Genomic DNA, 15258 nt, shown 5'->3' with positions numbered 1-15258 from the left:
AGAATGTCTGTTCTCGAGATCCGCGACCTGCATGTGACGGTCGAGACCGATGCGGGGACCACCCCGATCCTCAACGGAATCAACCTCACCATGAACACCGGTGAGACCCACGCCATCATGGGCCCCAACGGCTCGGGCAAGTCGACGCTGGCATACACGATCGCCGGTCACCCGAAGTACACGGTGACCTCCGGTTCCATCACGTTCGACGGCCAGGACGTCCTGGAGATGACGGTCGACGAGCGCGCCCGGGCAGGGCTCTTCCTCGCCATGCAGTACCCGGTCGAGATCCCCGGCGTGACGGTGACGAACTTCCTCCGCACGGCGAAGACCGCACTCGACGGCGAAGCTCCGGCGATCCGCGGTTGGACCAAGGACGTCAAGGCGGCCATGTCGAACCTGCGCATGGACCCGAAGTTCGCGCAGCGCAACGTCAACGAGGGCTTCTCCGGCGGCGAGAAGAAGCGCCACGAGATCCTGCAGCTCGAGGTGCTGAAGCCGAAGTTCGCGATCCTCGACGAGACCGACTCGGGACTCGACGTCGACGCTCTCAAGATCGTCTCCGAGGGCGTCAACCGCGCGAAGGAGTCCACCGGACTCGGCGTTCTCCTGATCACGCACTACACCCGCATCCTCCGCTACATCCGCCCCGATTTCGTCCACGTGGTGGTCGCGGGCAAGATCGTCGAAGAGGGCGGCCCCGAGCTCGCAGACCGGCTGGAGAACGAGGGATACGACCGTTTCCTCGACCCTGCAGCCCCTATCGAGGCGTAGGCTGATCGCATGACAGCGACCCTCACGGACGAGAAGTACGACGCGGTCACCGAGGCTCTCAAAGACGTCATGGACCCCGAGCTCGGGATCAACGTCGTCGACCTCGGCCTCATCTACGACCTCGCCTGGGATGACGAGAACGATGCTCTCGTCATCCACATGACGCTGACCAGCGCGGGCTGCCCGCTCACCGACGTGCTCGAGGACCAGACCGCTCAGGCTCTGGACAGCGTGGTCGACCGCTTCCGGATCAACTGGGTGTGGATGCCGCCATGGGGTCCGGAGCGGATCACGGACGACGGGCGCGACATGATGCGGGCGCTCGGCTTCGCCATCTGACGCGCACGGCACCGCTGCTGCGAGGCGGCAGGACGATGCGCGCGTCGGAACGGATGACACGTCGACGGCGCGTGTCGGGACCTCGGGAGATCGAATGCTTCAGGTGAAGGCCCTGCCTCTGGCGGAGCTTCGCGAGCGCAGCAGCGAGAAGTGGCGCGAGTACCCGGCCGACGTGCTTCCGCTGTTCGTCGCGGAGACCGACTTCCCGCTGGCGCCGTCGATCTCCGCCGCGCTGCGGCGCGCCGTGGAGATCGGTGACACCGGGTATGTCGCATCGCGGACGCCGCTCGCCGAGTCGTTCGCTGCTTTCGCGAACCGCCGCTACGGCTGGGAGCCCGACCCCGCGAGAATGCGGAGCACCGCAGACGTGAGCATGGGGATCGTGGAGATCCTCCGCCGCGTGACCCAGCCGGGGGAGCGAGTGGTCGTGACCCCTCCGGTGTACCCGCCGTTCTACGACCTGGTAGCCGAAGCCGGCGCAGAAGTGGAGCGAGTTCCGTTGCGTGACACGGGAACACGCTGGGAGCTCGACCTCGACGGCATCCGTGCCGCCTTCGAAGACGGAGCGACGGCGATCCTGCTCTGCAACCCGCACAATCCGACCGGCACGGTGCATGACCGCGACACCCTCGCCGCTCTGGCCGAACTGGCGGATGAGTTCGGCGCGGCCGTCGTCTCGGACGAGATCCACGCCCCGCTCGCACAGCCGGGGACCGGATTCACTCCGTTCCTCGCGGTGAGCGATGCGGCTCAGCGCGTCGGATATGCGGTCGTCAGCGCCAGCAAGGCCTTCAACCTCGCGGGTCTGAAGTGCGCCCTGATGGTCACCGCCGACGACGCGACGACCGAGGTCGTGCGTGGACTGCCCGTCGAGGTGGAGTGGCGCACCGGGCAGTTCGGTCTGCTCGCTGCCGTGGCGGCGTTCTCGGAAGAGAGCGACCCCTGGCTCGACGGGCTGCTGCGCTCGCTCGATGAGAACCGTGTGCTGCTCGAGGACCTGCTCGCCGCGCACCTCCCGGGTGCCCGCTATCGCATCCCGGACGCCGGCTACCTCGCGTGGATCGACCTCTCCGCACTCGGCTGGGGCGACAACCCCGCACGACGCATCCTGCGCGATGCGAAAGTCGCCTTGCACTTCGGGCCTGCCTTCGGCACCGAGGGCGCGGGTCACGTGCGGCTGAACTTCGGCACCGGCCCGGAGATCATCACCGAGGCGATCGAGCGCATCGCGGCGCTCGTGGGTCGATGACGACTCCGGCAGACGCCGCGACGATCTGGGACCGCCAACGCATCTGGGTGACGCTCGGCGCGGTCGCGCTGATCTTCCTCGCTGCCATCGAGGCTCTCGCGGTGACGACGGTCATGCCGATCGTCAGCGAGGCTCTGCACGGCGAGGCCCTCTACGCCGTGGCGTTCGCCGGCACGCTGGCGACGAGTGTGATCGGCATGGTCGCCACGGGCGCGTGGTCGGATACCCGCGGACCGCGCGGGGCCCTGTATGTCGCCGTCACGCTCTTCATACTCGGTCTGCTGATCTCAGGCTTCGCGGTGACGATGGACCAGTTCCTGATCGGTCGACTCGTCCAGGGATTGGGCGCCGGCGGACAGACGGTCGCGCTCTACGTCGTCGTCGCGAGGCTGTATCCGCCACACCTGCACGGGCGCATCTTCGCCGCCTTCGCCGCAGCCTGGGTCGTGCCGTCGATGGTGGGGCCGTTCCTCGCCGGCGCCGTAGCCGAGTACCTGGACTGGCGGTGGGCGTTCCTCGGTGTCGCCGTGCTCACGGCGGCCGCCTTCGTGCTGATCGCGGTCCGACTGCGCGGAGTCGATCTCGGAGGAGGAGAGCCGCAGGACCGACGCGCGCTCGTCGTCCGGCTGGTGCTGGCGGTGGTGGTGGCGGTGCTCGCCGTCGTGGTCGGCTTCTCGGCGAAGCTGGTGCCCTCGATCGGGTGGCCCGTGGCGCTCGGCGCCGTGCTGGCGATCGGCTTCGCGGTACTCCCGTTGCTGCCGCGACGCACCCTGCGGGCGGGCCAGGGCTTGCCGAGCGTGGTGCTCATGCGCGGTATCGCGGCGGGCGCGTTCTTCGCGGCCGAGGCGTACATCCCGTACCTGCTGATGAAGAAGTTCGACTTCAGCGCAACGTGGGCGGGGGTCGCTCTCATGCTCGCCGCGCTGGCATGGGCTGGGGCCTCGGCGGTGCAGGGACGGTACGGTGAGCGGCTGGGGAACCACCGCATCACAGTGATCAGTCTCGGCTCACTGCTGGTCGCGTTGCTCTGCGTTCTCGTCGCCGCGCTCTTCGACGTCTCAGCGGCCGTCGTGGTGCTCGGCTGGGCCTTCGCCGGCGGCGGGATGGGACTGCTCTATCCGCGACTGACCGTCCTCACGCTCGCGTACTCGGACGAGACGAATCAGGGATTCAATTCCTCCGCGCTGTCGATCTCGGACGCCACCGGGTCTGCCGTCGCCATCGCTCTAGCCGGACTCGGCGTGGCCTCTCTCGGCGGCCAGGCCAGCGCGTTCGGGGCGGTCTTCGCGTTCTGCATCGGGCTCGTCGTGCTCGCGTCGGTTCCGGGCCTCAGGCTCGGGCACGCGGCGGAGTCGCCGGTGCGGTGAGCGCCCCCGAGAGCGCCGTCACCCCGAGATCGAAGACGCGGTCGAGTCCGGCCGTGACGTCGATCTCGTCCGCACGCGGGAGGGCGCCGTGGCTGTCGGCATGCATGCGCTGCTGCACGAGCGTGGCGTGGCCGAGGACGAAGTGCAGGATGGCGGCGGCCCTGTCCGCCGCCTCGGTGGCTCCGCTGGCCTGAAGCGCCTCGGCCAGGACCGACTGCGCGTGCGACGAACCGAGTTGCAGGGCATACGTGCTGAGCACCAGCTCGGCGCCGTCGCGGTAGGCGAAGAGGGCATCGCGGATGCTCCGTGCCGTGGTGAGGACGTCGGCGGTGCCCGGGCGGATCGAGGACGTGATCCGGTCGGCGAGTTCGGCGAGGAGCTCCTGCTTGCTGGAGAAGTGCCAGTAGAGGGCACTGGGCTGCACCTCCAGCCGGGCCGCGATACGCCGCATCGAGAGATCGGCGAGCCCGACCTCGTCGAGGAGAGCGAGCGCGCTCCGGGCGACGCTGTCGCGGTCGTGCCGTGCCTGATTCGTCTCCGGACTCATCCTCCGATTATAGTGAACGACGTTCAGGTGAACGGTGTTCAGGTCGCGTCTCGCTCGGAGGGATCCCGTATGGCAATCACCCGCGAGGCAGGTATCGGGACGATCGCCGTAGATGCGGTCTCGGTGCTGCTCGACGGACGCCCTGTGCTCCGCGATGTCTCCGTGGCCCTGACGGCTCCGACGATCGCGGTGATCGGTGCGAACGGGTCGGGGAAGTCGACGTTCGCCCGGATGCTGAACGGACTCGTCACCCCGAGCGCCGGCGAGGTGCGGGTTCACGGCCTCGACACGGTGCGCGATCGTGCGACCCTGCGTCGCCGGGTCGGATTCGTGTTCACGAACCCCGATGCACAGATCCTCATGCCGACTCCAGCCGAAGACCTCGCGCTGTCCCTGCGTGGTCGGACGAAGGCCGAGGTCGCCCAGCGCGTCAGAGACACCCTCGCCGCCCACGGGCTGGCAGACCACGCCGACGTGCCCGCATCCAGCCTCTCGGGTGGTCAGAAGCAGATGCTCGCCCTGGCCTCCGTGCTGATCACCGAACCTCAGCTGATCGTCGCCGACGAGCCGACCACACTCCTCGACCTGCGCAATTCTCGGCGCATCGGCGACCTGCTTCTCGCGCAGCAGGCTCAGGTCCTGCTGGTGACGCATGACCTCGAGCTGGCTGCGCGGTGCGAGACCGCGGTTCTGTTCGAGGAGGGGCGAGTCGCGGCCGCCGGAGAGCCGTCCGCCGTGATCGCCGCATATCGTCGAGCGTGCGGATGATCGCGCTCTACCGTCCGGGAACCGGCATCCTCCATCGCGCGCCGGCCGGGCTCAAGCTCGCGGCGCTGGCGGTCGGCGCACTCCTCCTGTCGCTGTACCCCCATGACGGGGTGAGCATCGCCCTCTCTCTCCTGGGTGTTCTCGCGCTGTACGGGCTCGGGGCGATGCCCATCGGTGTGCCGTTGCTCGAGGTCTGGCGTCTGCGCTGGATCATCCTCGTGCTCGCTTTGGCGCTCGTGATCTTCGTCTCGCCTCTCGCCGCGTGGATCAGCACCGGGCGCGTCGTGGCGGTACTCCTGCTGGCGAGCCTGTTGACGCTCACGACCCGGATGGCGGATCTGGTGGCGGTGCTGCAGCGGATCGTGCGGCCGCTCCGTCGATTCGGCCTCGATCCCGCCGCGGTGGCGCTGACGATCTCGCTCACGATCACGACGATCCCCGTGATCGCCGGATTCGTTGACCGCGTGCGGGACGCGGCACGAGCCCGAGGCGTTCGGTTGGGCGTGCGTGGGGTCGTGCCGCTGCTCGTGCTCTCCCTGCGGCACGCCGACGATGTCGGCGACGCGCTGGCGGCACGGGGCCTGGGCTGACCTCACGCCGGAACGAGTGTGCGCACTCCGACCGGCGCCAGCGGCGTGGTCCGCGACGAGAGTCGGAGCGCCGCGAGGATCAGCGCGACCGCGATCAGGGCCGTCGCGACGGACGTGCCCAGCACCAGGAGCATCAGGACGCCGATCAGGCCGCTCAGTGCTCCGACGGCGAGCCGAGGCAGGGAATCTGTGGCCTGCGGTGCCGGCTGCGACTCGAACCGGGTGAAGGCCACGGCGACGACCGCGGACAGCGCGAGCGCCGTCGCGAGCCAGAGCGGGCGGCCTGCCCACCAGTCCGCGCTGTCGAGCGCCGGCAGTGTGATGCCCGCGAGGAGGGCATATACGGCGGTGGCCCCGGCCATCACCAGCAGGACGGGCATGTGCCATAGGTAGATCGTCATGGTGCGCACCGTCACGAACGCCGTGAACCTGGCCACACGCGGCCGACGGCTGAACCGCTCGATGCGTTCGCGGTGCAGGGAGAGCAGGCTGGTGTGCGCGATGCCGACGAGGAGGAGGGCCGCGGTCGGCGGGTTGATGTTCGCGATGAGATCGGGGGAGTAGACCCCGGTCAGGAACGTCATGACGAGCAGGAGCAGAGCGGCGACGCCCGCTGCCACGCGGAGGCGGCGGCTGAGACGCCCGATGCGTCCGTCGGCGAGGAAGAACCCGAGCTGCTGCAGGGCCATCCACACGAAGGCGAGGTTCAGGAAGCCGAGTCCCTCGAGCCCGGTCGCGGCGCGCAGCACGTCCACGGCGATCGACGCGGCGACGAGAGCGCCGATTGTGCGGTAAGGGGCGCGCTCGTGGGCGGCGGCGAGCGCGGGGAGCAGCGCCTGGCACAGGAGGAAGACGCCGAGGAACCAGAGCGGCTGTCCGTACCGGAACCCCGCGGTCGCGATCAGATCGGCCGGCACGCCGAAGACCGTGAGCAGCGCGAGCCCGGTGCCGACGATGGCGATCGTGAAGACGGCGGGTCGCAGGAGGCGATGCAGTCGCCCGGCCACGAAGCCGACGGCGGTCCCGCCGCGCTCCCGCATCCGTCGGTAGGCGAGGAGCCCCGAGAACCCTCCGATCACGAAGAACAGCGGCATCACCTGCAGGAGCCAGCTGAGCGGCGCGATCCACGCTGTACCGTCGCTGGCGTTCGCGAAGACGGGGCCGGACGCGTCGACGGTGACGCCCACCATGATCGAGTGGAGCAGGACGACGCCCAGCACGCAGAGCGCACGGACGAAGTCGATCCCGGTGTCGCGGGACGCGCGCCGCGGAGGCGCGATGCTGCCGGCAGTGGGTGCCTGGACGGTGGTCATGAGTCCTCCTCGGGAGCGGTGTCCCAGGAGACTATGGACGCGGTGTCCGCGGATGCATCACCCTCGGGTGCCGTTACGACCCCCTACGAGGGTGTGAGTCAGGAAGACGGCTCGACGAGTCCGGTGTCGTAGGCGAGGATCACGGCGTGCACGCGGTCGCGCAGATTCAGCTTGGCGAGCACCTTGCCGACGTGGGTCTTGACGGTCTGCTCCGCGATGAACAGGTCGGCGGCGATCTCGGTGTTCGAGCGCCCCTTCCCGATCAGTACCAGCACCTCGCGCTCGCGGTCGGTGAGTTCGGCGAGCGCGGTGGCCGAGCGAGGTGCGCGGGGCCTGCGGCCGGCGAACTGCTCGATCATGCGTCGGGTGACGCTCGGCGCGAGGAGCGCATCCCCGTCCGCCACGACGCGCACTGCGTGCACGAGCTCTTCGGGCAGCGCGTCCTTCAGCAGGAATCCACTGGCGCCCGCTTCGAGGGCGTCGTACACGTAGTCGTCGATGTCGAACGTGGTGAGCATCAGGATCCGAGGGACATGGGCGGCCGGATACGACGGACCGAGAATCCGCCGAGTGGCTTCGATCCCGTCGAGCTCCGGCATGCGCACGTCCATCAGGATCACGTCCGGATCCAGACGCGCCGCCAGAGTGACGGCTTCGGCGCCGTTCGCCGCTTGACCTGCCACCCGAATCCCGTCATGCGCATCGAGCAGAGCGGCGAAACCCGCACGGACCATGGCCTGGTCATCGGCGATGAGGACGCTGATCGTCACGGATTCTCCTTGTCGAGCGAACTGGCCGTTTCTGCACCGGAGTCGTCGGCGCTCAGGGGGAGCACGGCCTCCACATCCCAGCCGCCATCTGATGCGGGGCCGGCCGAGAGGCTGCCGCCCAGGATCTCGGCGCGCTCGCGCATGCCACGCAACCCGTAGCCGCCGCCGGGGCCATCGGAGGCACGGGGCGGCGCTCCGTTGTGCACCTGGATGCGGATGCTGCGAGCCTCCGCATGCAGCCGCACGGCGATGCGCGCACCGGGAGCATGTCGCACCGCGTTGCTCAGCGCCTCCTGGACGATGCGGAATGCGGCGATCTGCACCGAGGCCGTCGCGGCGGCAGCGGCTTCCCCGCCCTCGAGCATGAGGCCGACCTCGACGCCGGCTCGGCGGATGGTGTCGACCAGCGCCGGGATGTCGTCGATGCCCTGCTGGGGAGCGAGTTCTGCGGTCTGATCCTCGGTGCGCAGCACCCCGAGCATGCGCCGCATCTCGGTCAGCGAGCTGCGGGCGGTCGCGGCGATGTCATCGAACTCGGCCGTCGCCGCGTCGCCGAGCTCCGGGATGCGGTACTTCGCGGTCGACGCCTGCACCTGGATCACGGACATGCTGTGCGCGACCACGTCGTGCAGCTCCCTCGCGATCCGCGTGCGTTCCTCGACGAGCGCGCGACGGGCTTCCTCGAGAGCGCTGTGCTCCTTCTCGCGCGTCAGCTCGGCGGCGACGCGGACGCGCCCGGCGACGAGCGCGGCGATGAGGAAGGTGGCGGATGCCACCGCGGTCGTGACGATGAGGTCGGCCGTGGCGCTGGCGGAGGACGCGGGCATGGCCACCATGTCGGGACGGAGCATGGGCGCCAGCAAGGAGGCGATCGCTCCGAGGATCAGTGCGAAGGCTCCGAGTCGGGCGCCGTGGAGGAACGTGACCACCCCGACGAAGAGGGCGAAGGTGAGGAGTGCGGGGACGGACCAGGGCCACGGCGACTGGATCGCGAGTTCCGGCACGACCATGAGCGGCAGAATGAGCGCCCCCGCGGTGAACAGCCCGATGGCCCATACCGGGCGGCTGATCGCGAGTAAGGGCGAGAAGCACAGCACCGCGCCGAGGATGAACGACAGCGGCAATGGAGTGCCGGACAGGATGGTCTGGAGCGGCACGAGGATCGAGTACAACGCCACGACCGCCCCACCCAGCGCCCAGAGAGCGAAGGTGCGGCGGCTGATCCGTTGGCGCAACGGTGTGCGCTGTCGTCGGCGTGCCATGCCTGTCATCCTGCCAGTTGCGGCTCGGGTGCGCGGCGGCGCCGGGCCGCGGCGATGCGGTCGATCACGAAGCCGATCACCAGTGCGATGACGATGCCGAGACCGGCGCTGAGCAGTGGCTGGTCCTTGATCCAGGCGCCGGCGAGCAGACCGATCGCCAGGCTGAAGATGCTCCAGCTCGCGCCAGCGATCAGGCTCAGAGGCAGGAAGCGCCGCCACGGGAACCCGAGAGCCCCGGCGGACATGTTGACGGCGACGCGTCCGACCGGGATGTAGCGGGCGCCGAGGATGAGGGTGGCGCTGCGCCGATCGAGCGCCTGCTGCGCGTAGGCGAACGTCGCAGCCACGCGGGGGCGCCTCATCCAGGCGAAGCGGGTGGTGCCGAGGCTGCGGCCGATCAGGAACGCGATGTTGTCGCCGATCGTCGCGCCGATCGCGGCGACCGCGCCGAGGAGCAGGAGGTTCCCGTCGCCCGTCGATGCGGCGACCGCCGCGGCCGCCACGAGCACCGTCTCGCTCGGCACCGGGGGGAAGAACCCGTCGATCACGGTGACCGCGAACAGGACCAGGTACAGCCAGGGTGAGGCGATGGCCTGCATGATGAGCTCGTTGAGGATGTCCACTCCTGCACGTTATGCAGCACGTGCCCGGACGGTCATCCCTCTGCGGTATCGTGCGCCTCACTCTCCGGGCTGATCTTGCTGACCGCCGCTCCCGGCCACGGCGCTTATACTGGGAGGCTGGCCGATCGGCCGAACACCCTCCCTGAAAGAACGGACGTCCGCTGTGCTTGCCGTGCACGACCTCGAGATCCGCGTTGGCGCGCGCCTGCTGATGGAGAACGTCTCGTTCCGCGTCGCCGACGGAGACAAGATCGGACTCGTCGGCCGCAACGGGGCCGGGAAGACCACGCTCACCAAGGTGCTCGCCGGTGATGTCCTGCCCTCCGGCGGCAGCGTGACGCGCTCCGGTGAGCTCGGCTACCTGCCGCAGGACCCGCGTTCCGGCAACCCTGAGGACCTCGCGCGCACGCGCATCCTCGATGCTCGCGGACTCGGGCAGCTGAACCTCGGGATGACCGAGGCGGCGCTCGCGATGGGCTCGGACGACCCCGCCGTCGCCGACAAGGCGATGAAGCGCTACGCCCGCCTCACCGAGCAGTTCGAGGCGCAGGGTGGATATGCGGCAGAGGCCGAGGCAGCGTCCATCGCGAATAACCTCTCGCTCCCGGACCGCATCCTCGACCAGCCGCTGTCGACGCTCTCCGGTGGTCAGCGTCGCCGCATCGAGCTCGCCCGCATCCTCTTCTCCGACGCCGAGACGATGATCCTCGACGAGCCCACCAACCACCTCGACGCGGACAGCGTCGTGTGGCTGCGTGAGTTCCTCAAGGGCTACAAGGGCGGACTGATCGTGATCAGCCACGATGTGGAGCTGGTCGGCGAGACCGTGAACCGGGTGTTCTATCTCGACGCGAACCGCCAGATCATCGATACCTACAACATGAACTGGAAGAACTACCTGCGCCAGCGGGTGGCCGACGAGGAGCGCCGCAAGAAAGAGCGCGCCAACGCCGAGAAGAAGGCGACGACTCTGCAGCTGCAGGCGGCTCGCTTCGGCGCGAAGGCGTCCAAGGCCGCTGCGGCGCACCAGATGATCGCACGCGCCGAGAAGCTCCTCGCCGGTCTCGACGAGGTCCGTCAGGAAGACCGGGTCGCGAAGCTGCGCTTCCCGAAGCCTGCGCCCTGCGGCAAGACTCCGATGATGGCGAGTGGCCTGTCGAAGTCGTACGGTTCGCTCGAGATCTTCACCGATGTCGACCTCGCCATCGACCGCGGTTCCAAGGTCGTCGTGCTCGGCCTCAACGGCGCGGGCAAGACCACACTGCTGCGCATGCTCGCGGGCGTCGACAAGCCCGACACCGGGCAGCTCGAGCCGGGCCACGGCCTCAAGGTCGGCTATTACGCGCAGGAGCACGAGAACCTCGACGTGAACCGCTCGGTGCTGGAGAACATGGTCTCGGCCGCGCCCCACATCACCGAGACCGAGGCGCGCAAGGTGCTCGGTTCGTTCCTGTTCACCGGCGACGACGTGCTGAAGCCGGCGGGAGTCCTGTCCGGTGGCGAGAAGACGCGTCTGTCGCTCGCGACGCTCGTGGTGTCCTCGGCGAACCTGCTGCTGCTCGACGAGCCCACCAACAACCTCGACCCCGCCTCGCGCGAGGAGATCCTCGGTGCCCTCGCTCACTACGAGGGTGCTGTCGTCCTCGTCTCCCACGATCCCGGCGCGGTGCAGTCGCTCAACCCCGAGCGTGTGCTGATCCTGCCCGACGGCGTCGAAGACATCTGGAGCCAGGAGTACCAGGACCTCATCGAGCTCGCCTAGCAGGAGGCGCGGGCGCGTATCTGTGACCCGTTGTAGCGTGACGGCATGAGTATGGGTCACATCCGCGCCGTGTGCTGGGACTGGAACGGCACGCTGCTCGACGACGCGGAGATCTGCCGTCAGGTGATGAACGCCGTGCTCGAGGAGCACGGTCTCGATCCGCTGACCGATGAGCACACGTACCGATCGGTGTTCCGGTTCCCGATCCGCGACTTCTACGGCTCCGTCGGACTCGGCGACGACAGGTTCGTAGCGGCCGCGACGACCTACCTCGACCTGCTGGCGTCGCGCGTCGGCGAGGCGCCGCTCCACGCCGAAGCGCGTGCCACACTCGCGGCGCTCCACGAACGCGGCATCCGCCAGGTCCTCGCGTCGGCGACCCTTCCCGATGCGTTGGCGCAGCAGATGGCCCCGTACGGTCTGGTCGATGCCTTCGAAGACGTGCTGTCGATCGACGACCCGTATCGAGCGTCGAAGCACGACGTCATCGCGCGGTGGCTGACGGCATCCGACCTCCCGCCGAGCGAAGTGCTCATCATCGGCGACACCAATCACGACCGGGAGATCGCCGACGATCTCGGCACGGAATTCGTCCACTTCGACGGCGGGCACCAGAACTGGTCCGGCGACACCCGTCGGATCGTGGCGCTCGGCGAGCTGCTCGACCTGCTGATCCCGATCGCCGATCATCCCGGACTGAGGGAAATCGCCTGAACGGTCCGGCGCGCGGACGCTGGTCCCATGGCATAGTCGGGAGCATGTCGACAGAGCGGGATCTCCTTTCGTCAGAGCTCAGCCGGTGGCTCCGGGCTCAGCCCTCGCTCACCGGCGCGACTCCGCAGCTGGCACTCGCCGATGTTCCCGACGATCCGGTGTCGCTCTTCCTCGACTGGATCGGGGCGGCGGCCGGCGCGGGTGTTGCCGAGGCTCACGCCGCCACCCTGGCGACGGTCGATGACGACGGCGTGCCTGATGCGCGCACACTCATCCTCAAAGACGTCGATGAGCGCGGATGGGCCTTCGCCGGGCCACGGTCGTCTCGGAAGGCTGCGCAGATCGCCGCGCATCCTGCGGCGGCGTTGAATTTCTGGTGGCAGCCGCTCGTGCGAGCGGTGCGTGTTCGCGGGCAGGTCCAGGAGGCGTCGGCGGAGGAGAGCGCAGCAGACCTCGCCGCGCGCTCCGCCGCCGCTCGTGAGGGAGCCGGACCAGGGGAGTGGGTCCTCTGGCGGATCATCGCCACACGAGTCGAATTCTGGCAGGGGTCGCCAGAACGCGATCACACGCGGATCGTCTACGAGCGCACGGAGACGGGGTGGACCCGCGCGGTGACAGGGCGAGGGGCCGACCGGCGAGAGAACGTGAGGGAACGCGCATGAGCGGTTATCAGGTGGTCGAGATCGGGGCGCTCGATGAGTGGCGCACGCACCACGGCGGGTTCGATGCGGCGCGGTCGCGGGATGGCCGCCGAGTCGTCGATCATGAGCTGACCATGCAGTACATCGGCATGACCGCGAATGCGCTCGAGCCCGGCGAAGAAGCCGGCTACTGGCACGTGCACCGGAAGATCGAAGAGGTCTACGTGTTCCTCGGCGGTCGTGGCCAGATGGGACTGGATGACGACGTCGTCGAGGTCGGACCGGGCACCGTGATCCGCGTGGGGCAGGGCGTCGCTCGTACCTGGCGTGCACGGCCGGACAGCATCGGCGAGCTGCGGTGGCTGTGCATCCGCGCGGGCGGCGAGGAGCTGCCCCGCCTGCCGGATGACAGTTCCCGATTGCCCGAGCGGCCGATGCCCTGGACGGACTGACACCGCGCGAGTCGGTCAGCGGACGTCGAGCAGCTCGTCCTCGATGTCGGCGTCGTGATCCTTGCGCCGCGGAGCCTTCGCAGGGGCCGGCGCACCTTCGACATCTTCGCGGTGCTTCACGATCTCGGTACGGATGATGTAGCCGATGAAGATGAAGCCCATCAGCGCGAACAGGATCCACTGGATCGCGTAGGAGAGATGGGGGCCCGGGTCGTCGGTGGGCGAGTCGAAGCCGCCCAGTGCGCCGGATCCGGCCGGCTCCTCGGACACGACACGGCCGTAGGCGCTGGTGATCACATCACCGTCGGTCAACGCAGCGATCGAGGGCAGGTGGATGGTCGGCACCTGTCCTTCCGGCGCGCCGCGACCGGATGCGGGCAGCTGCTCTCCGGGCCGCAGGCGCACCGTCACCTCGGCCTCGCCCTGCGGCGGCGACGGCACCGAGTCGGGCTCAGCGCCCTCGCCCGGCGCCACCCAGCCGCGATCCACGATGAACACGCGTCCGTCGGCGTCGCGGAACGGCACGAGAACCTCGAAGGCGCTCGTCCCGCCGTGCGGACGATTGCGCACGAGGAGCTGCTGGTCGGCGAGGTACTCGCCCTGCAGCGTCACCGGGCGCCATTCGTCGGAGGGATCGAGTGCACCGTCCTCGCCGATGACCTCGGCCAGGGGAACGGGATCCGCGTCGTAGTTCTGCTCGACGAGTTCGATCTGCGCGGCCCGGGTCTCGTTACGCTCGAACTGCCAGTTCGACAGGAACACGCACGCGATCGCGAAGCCGATCGCGATGAGCACGTACACCGCCCACCGGGTCAGACGCCTACTCATGCGGGAACACCGTCGCGGACGGTCACCGGGAAGTCGCGTGCAGCCAGGTAGTCGCGGAGGAAGTCCACGTGCTCGTCACAGGCCAGCCAGACCTTCTCGCGGTCGGCGGCATGGATGCGGGGATTTCGCCACACCACTTGTCTGGTCGCCGCGCTCCGGCAGCCGGCGCGCGAGCACTCGAGGTCTGTCATCGCTCTTTCGGGCCTTCGTGGATCGTGAACACCTGAGAAGCGGATGGCTCGGACTCGATCGGGGCGGGCTCCGGAGCCTCCAACTCTCGCATGGGGGACTCGGCCGTGGTCTCGGTGCTGTCGCTTCCGGCATTCGCGAAGACGACGGCGATGTACGGCAGCACGGCGGCCGCGATCCCGAAGACCCAGGTGTACCAGCCGTAGGGCTGCACGAGCACCATGAGGCCGAAGCACACGATGCGGATGGTCATCGTCAACGCGTAACGGCGCACACGATGATCAGCCTCATCCCGCGGAGACTGCGGCAGTGAGGTGACGGCCGGGACTTGACGCGCGTTCTTCACGATGCCTCAAGCCTACGCCGGTGCAGCCCTCCCGGCGTGCCGTTCGGCGACTCAGCTCGAGAACAGGAACGGCAGGCTGAAGACCCCGACGAACAGGAAGCTGATGATGGTGCTGACGATCGTGAACGCGCCGACCGCGACCACCGCGTAGCCCAGGATGAGCCCGGCGATGGCGAGTCCTCGTCCTCCGATGCCCGGCTGGCGCTTGATCTGGCCGAGAGCCATGTGGCCCGTGATGACGGCGGCGATCGATGCCAGGACCGGGATGATGGCCCAGATCAGGACGACCCCGGCGATCCCGCAGATGAGTGAAGCGACCGCCAGCGGGCTGGTGGGACGGGACGCGGCGGCGGGATACGCCGCGCTCGGGTAGGCGCCGTAACCGGGCTGCACAGGCGGCGGGGCATAGCCGGGCTGTGCGGGCGCCGCGCCGTAGCCGGGCTGTGCGGAGGGAGCGGCATAGCCGGACTGTGTGGGTGGCGGAGCGTATGCCGGCTGGGGCGCCGCGGGCGCGGGGGCGCCGGAGGCCGGATATCCCGGAGGCGCGTATGTCGGCGCGGCTCCCGGGTGGCTCTGCGTCGGCTGGGGGGCGGGCCGCACCGGGTCGGCGGGAAGTGCCGGAGTGGCCGCCGGCGCGGCGGGCGCGGGCGGCGGTGTCAACGGCGGCTCGCCACCGGGAGAGGGGATGCGGTTGTCGCTCACGATGAAGCCTTTCGTCTCGATC

General features: G+C 69.0%; 19 protein-coding genes. 10 read left to right on the top strand and 9 right to left on the bottom strand.

Annotation, left to right across the window (positions count from 1 at the left end; all coding sequences use genetic code 11):
* Positions 1-3: 3 nt before the first annotated feature.
* The 4 genes from sufC (at position 4) to ACFC14_RS15620 (ending at position 3729) form a co-directional block, all read left to right on the top strand.
* The gene (gene sufC / locus ACFC14_RS15635; protein ID WP_136042035.1) at positions 4-774 is read left to right on the top strand and encodes a Fe-S cluster assembly ATPase SufC; all 771 of its coding nucleotides are present in this window, start codon (positions 4-6) and stop codon (positions 772-774) included.
* A 9-nt stretch (positions 775-783) separates the two neighbouring features.
* Positions 784-1113, top strand: coding sequence for a metal-sulfur cluster assembly factor (locus ACFC14_RS15630; protein WP_021200756.1), 330 nt, complete (start codon positions 784-786; stop codon positions 1111-1113).
* 94 nt (positions 1114-1207) lie between these two features.
* Positions 1208-2362, top strand: coding sequence for a MalY/PatB family protein (locus tag ACFC14_RS15625; protein ID WP_376106368.1), 1155 nt, complete (start codon positions 1208-1210; stop codon positions 2360-2362).
* Positions 2359-3729: an MFS transporter gene (locus tag ACFC14_RS15620; RefSeq protein WP_376106366.1), complete on the top strand. Its 1371-nt coding sequence runs from the start codon at positions 2359-2361 to the stop codon at positions 3727-3729. The genes ACFC14_RS15625 and ACFC14_RS15620 overlap by 4 nt, the downstream gene beginning before the upstream one ends.
* Here the strand turns inward: ACFC14_RS15620 and ACFC14_RS15615 are convergent.
* On the bottom strand, positions 3692-4276 hold the full coding sequence (locus ACFC14_RS15615; RefSeq protein WP_376106363.1) for a TetR family transcriptional regulator: 585 nt from the start codon (positions 4274-4276) through the stop codon (positions 3692-3694). The genes ACFC14_RS15620 and ACFC14_RS15615 overlap by 38 nt on opposite strands.
* A 69-nt stretch (positions 4277-4345) precedes the next feature.
* Between ACFC14_RS15615 and ACFC14_RS15610 the strand changes: the two genes are divergently transcribed.
* Together ACFC14_RS15610 and ACFC14_RS15605 are read left to right on the top strand one after the other, a co-directional pair.
* The gene (locus ACFC14_RS15610; RefSeq protein WP_376106360.1) at positions 4346-5044 is read left to right on the top strand and encodes an energy-coupling factor ABC transporter ATP-binding protein; all 699 of its coding nucleotides are present in this window, start codon (positions 4346-4348) and stop codon (positions 5042-5044) included.
* Positions 5041-5634 (top strand): energy-coupling factor transporter transmembrane component T, encoded by a 594-nt coding sequence (locus ACFC14_RS15605; protein ID WP_376106357.1) that lies wholly within the window; start codon positions 5041-5043, stop codon positions 5632-5634. Before ACFC14_RS15610 ends, ACFC14_RS15605 begins: the two co-directional genes overlap by 4 nt.
* Before the next feature lie 2 nt (positions 5635-5636).
* Here the strand turns inward: ACFC14_RS15605 and ACFC14_RS15600 are convergent, their stop codons facing one another.
* From ACFC14_RS15600 to ACFC14_RS15585, 4 genes are all read right to left on the bottom strand, one after another.
* Positions 5637-6947 carry an acyltransferase gene (locus ACFC14_RS15600; protein WP_376106354.1) on the bottom strand — a complete coding sequence of 437 codons (1311 nt, stop codon included), beginning with the start codon at positions 6945-6947 and terminating at the stop codon, positions 5637-5639.
* 98 nt (positions 6948-7045) lie between these two features.
* The gene (locus ACFC14_RS15595) at positions 7046-7717 is read right to left on the bottom strand and encodes a response regulator transcription factor (RefSeq protein ID WP_136042042.1); all 672 of its coding nucleotides are present in this window, start codon (positions 7715-7717) and stop codon (positions 7046-7048) included.
* Complete coding sequence (locus ACFC14_RS15590; protein WP_376106351.1) at positions 7714-8979, bottom strand: sensor histidine kinase; 1266 nt, start codon at positions 8977-8979, stop codon at positions 7714-7716. The genes ACFC14_RS15595 and ACFC14_RS15590 overlap by 4 nt, the downstream gene beginning before the upstream one ends.
* Positions 8980-8984: 5 nt before the next feature.
* Positions 8985-9602, bottom strand: a complete 618-nt coding sequence (locus ACFC14_RS15585; RefSeq protein ID WP_376106349.1) for a DedA family protein — start codon at positions 9600-9602, stop codon at positions 8985-8987.
* A 163-nt stretch (positions 9603-9765) separates the two neighbouring features.
* Between ACFC14_RS15585 and abc-f the strand changes: the two genes are divergently transcribed.
* Genes abc-f through ACFC14_RS15565 form a run of 4 tightly spaced genes read left to right on the top strand, consistent with a single transcriptional unit; the run spans position 9766 to position 13171 of the window.
* On the top strand, positions 9766-11364 hold the full coding sequence (gene abc-f, locus ACFC14_RS15580; RefSeq protein WP_376106346.1) for a ribosomal protection-like ABC-F family protein: 1599 nt from the start codon (positions 9766-9768) through the stop codon (positions 11362-11364).
* 45 nt (positions 11365-11409) lie between these two features.
* Positions 11410-12078, top strand: a complete 669-nt coding sequence (locus tag ACFC14_RS15575) for an HAD family hydrolase (RefSeq protein WP_376106343.1) — start codon at positions 11410-11412, stop codon at positions 12076-12078.
* Between the two features lie 44 nt (positions 12079-12122).
* Positions 12123-12740 (top strand): pyridoxamine 5'-phosphate oxidase family protein, encoded by a 618-nt coding sequence (locus ACFC14_RS15570; protein ID WP_376106340.1) that lies wholly within the window; start codon positions 12123-12125, stop codon positions 12738-12740.
* Positions 12737-13171 carry a cupin domain-containing protein gene (locus tag ACFC14_RS15565; protein WP_376106336.1) on the top strand — a complete coding sequence of 145 codons (435 nt, stop codon included), beginning with the start codon at positions 12737-12739 and terminating at the stop codon, positions 13169-13171. The genes ACFC14_RS15570 and ACFC14_RS15565 overlap by 4 nt, the downstream gene beginning before the upstream one ends.
* Before the next feature lie 15 nt (positions 13172-13186).
* On the opposite strand, the gene ACFC14_RS15560 is transcribed toward ACFC14_RS15565, so the two are convergent.
* Genes ACFC14_RS15560 through ACFC14_RS15545 form a run of 4 tightly spaced genes read right to left on the bottom strand, consistent with a single transcriptional unit; the run spans position 13187 to position 15236 of the window.
* Positions 13187-13999, bottom strand: a complete 813-nt coding sequence (locus ACFC14_RS15560; protein WP_376106333.1) for an SURF1 family protein — start codon at positions 13997-13999, stop codon at positions 13187-13189.
* Positions 13996-14190 carry a hypothetical protein gene (locus ACFC14_RS15555; RefSeq protein WP_029261770.1) on the bottom strand — a complete coding sequence of 65 codons (195 nt, stop codon included), beginning with the start codon at positions 14188-14190 and terminating at the stop codon, positions 13996-13998. Before ACFC14_RS15555 ends, ACFC14_RS15560 begins: the two co-directional genes overlap by 4 nt.
* The gene (locus ACFC14_RS15550; RefSeq protein WP_376106330.1) at positions 14187-14534 is read right to left on the bottom strand and encodes a DUF3099 domain-containing protein; all 348 of its coding nucleotides are present in this window, start codon (positions 14532-14534) and stop codon (positions 14187-14189) included. Before ACFC14_RS15550 ends, ACFC14_RS15555 begins: the two co-directional genes overlap by 4 nt.
* Positions 14535-14585: 51 nt before the next feature.
* Positions 14586-15236 carry a DUF4190 domain-containing protein gene (locus tag ACFC14_RS15545; RefSeq protein WP_376106328.1) on the bottom strand — a complete coding sequence of 217 codons (651 nt, stop codon included), beginning with the start codon at positions 15234-15236 and terminating at the stop codon, positions 14586-14588.
* Positions 15237-15258: the final 22 nt, after the last annotated feature.

It is taken from the genome of Microbacterium sp. NPDC055988 (genome assembly GCF_042269505.1).
Lineage (GTDB): Bacteria > Actinomycetota > Actinomycetes > Actinomycetales > Microbacteriaceae > Microbacterium.
The sequence above is the reverse complement of the archived record's forward strand: the minus strand, read 5'-3'. Positions and strand labels throughout refer to the sequence as shown.

Coding starts and splice junctions, on each gene's coding strand:
- ACFC14_RS15575 (WP_376106343.1), top strand. CDS start 11,410: ATGAGTATGGGTCACATCCGCGCCGTGTGCTGGGACTGGAACGGCACG.
- ACFC14_RS15610 (WP_376106360.1), top strand. CDS start 4,346: ATGGCAATCACCCGCGAGGCAGGTATCGGGACGATCGCCGTAGATGCG.
- ACFC14_RS15605 (WP_376106357.1), top strand. CDS start 5,041: ATGATCGCGCTCTACCGTCCGGGAACCGGCATCCTCCATCGCGCGCCG.
- ACFC14_RS15555 (WP_029261770.1), bottom strand. CDS start 14,190: ATGACAGACCTCGAGTGCTCGCGCGCCGGCTGCCGGAGCGCGGCGACC.
- sufC (WP_136042035.1), top strand. CDS start 4: ATGTCTGTTCTCGAGATCCGCGACCTGCATGTGACGGTCGAGACCGAT.
- ACFC14_RS15590 (WP_376106351.1), bottom strand. CDS start 8,979: ATGGCACGCCGACGACAGCGCACACCGTTGCGCCAACGGATCAGCCGC.
- ACFC14_RS15630 (WP_021200756.1), top strand. CDS start 784: ATGACAGCGACCCTCACGGACGAGAAGTACGACGCGGTCACCGAGGCT.
- ACFC14_RS15600 (WP_376106354.1), bottom strand. CDS start 6,947: ATGACCACCGTCCAGGCACCCACTGCCGGCAGCATCGCGCCTCCGCGG.
- ACFC14_RS15565 (WP_376106336.1), top strand. CDS start 12,737: ATGAGCGGTTATCAGGTGGTCGAGATCGGGGCGCTCGATGAGTGGCGC.
- ACFC14_RS15625 (WP_376106368.1), top strand. CDS start 1,208: ATGCTTCAGGTGAAGGCCCTGCCTCTGGCGGAGCTTCGCGAGCGCAGC.
- ACFC14_RS15560 (WP_376106333.1), bottom strand. CDS start 13,999: ATGAGTAGGCGTCTGACCCGGTGGGCGGTGTACGTGCTCATCGCGATC.
- ACFC14_RS15620 (WP_376106366.1), top strand. CDS start 2,359: ATGACGACTCCGGCAGACGCCGCGACGATCTGGGACCGCCAACGCATC.
- ACFC14_RS15570 (WP_376106340.1), top strand. CDS start 12,123: ATGTCGACAGAGCGGGATCTCCTTTCGTCAGAGCTCAGCCGGTGGCTC.
- ACFC14_RS15615 (WP_376106363.1), bottom strand. CDS start 4,276: ATGAGTCCGGAGACGAATCAGGCACGGCACGACCGCGACAGCGTCGCC.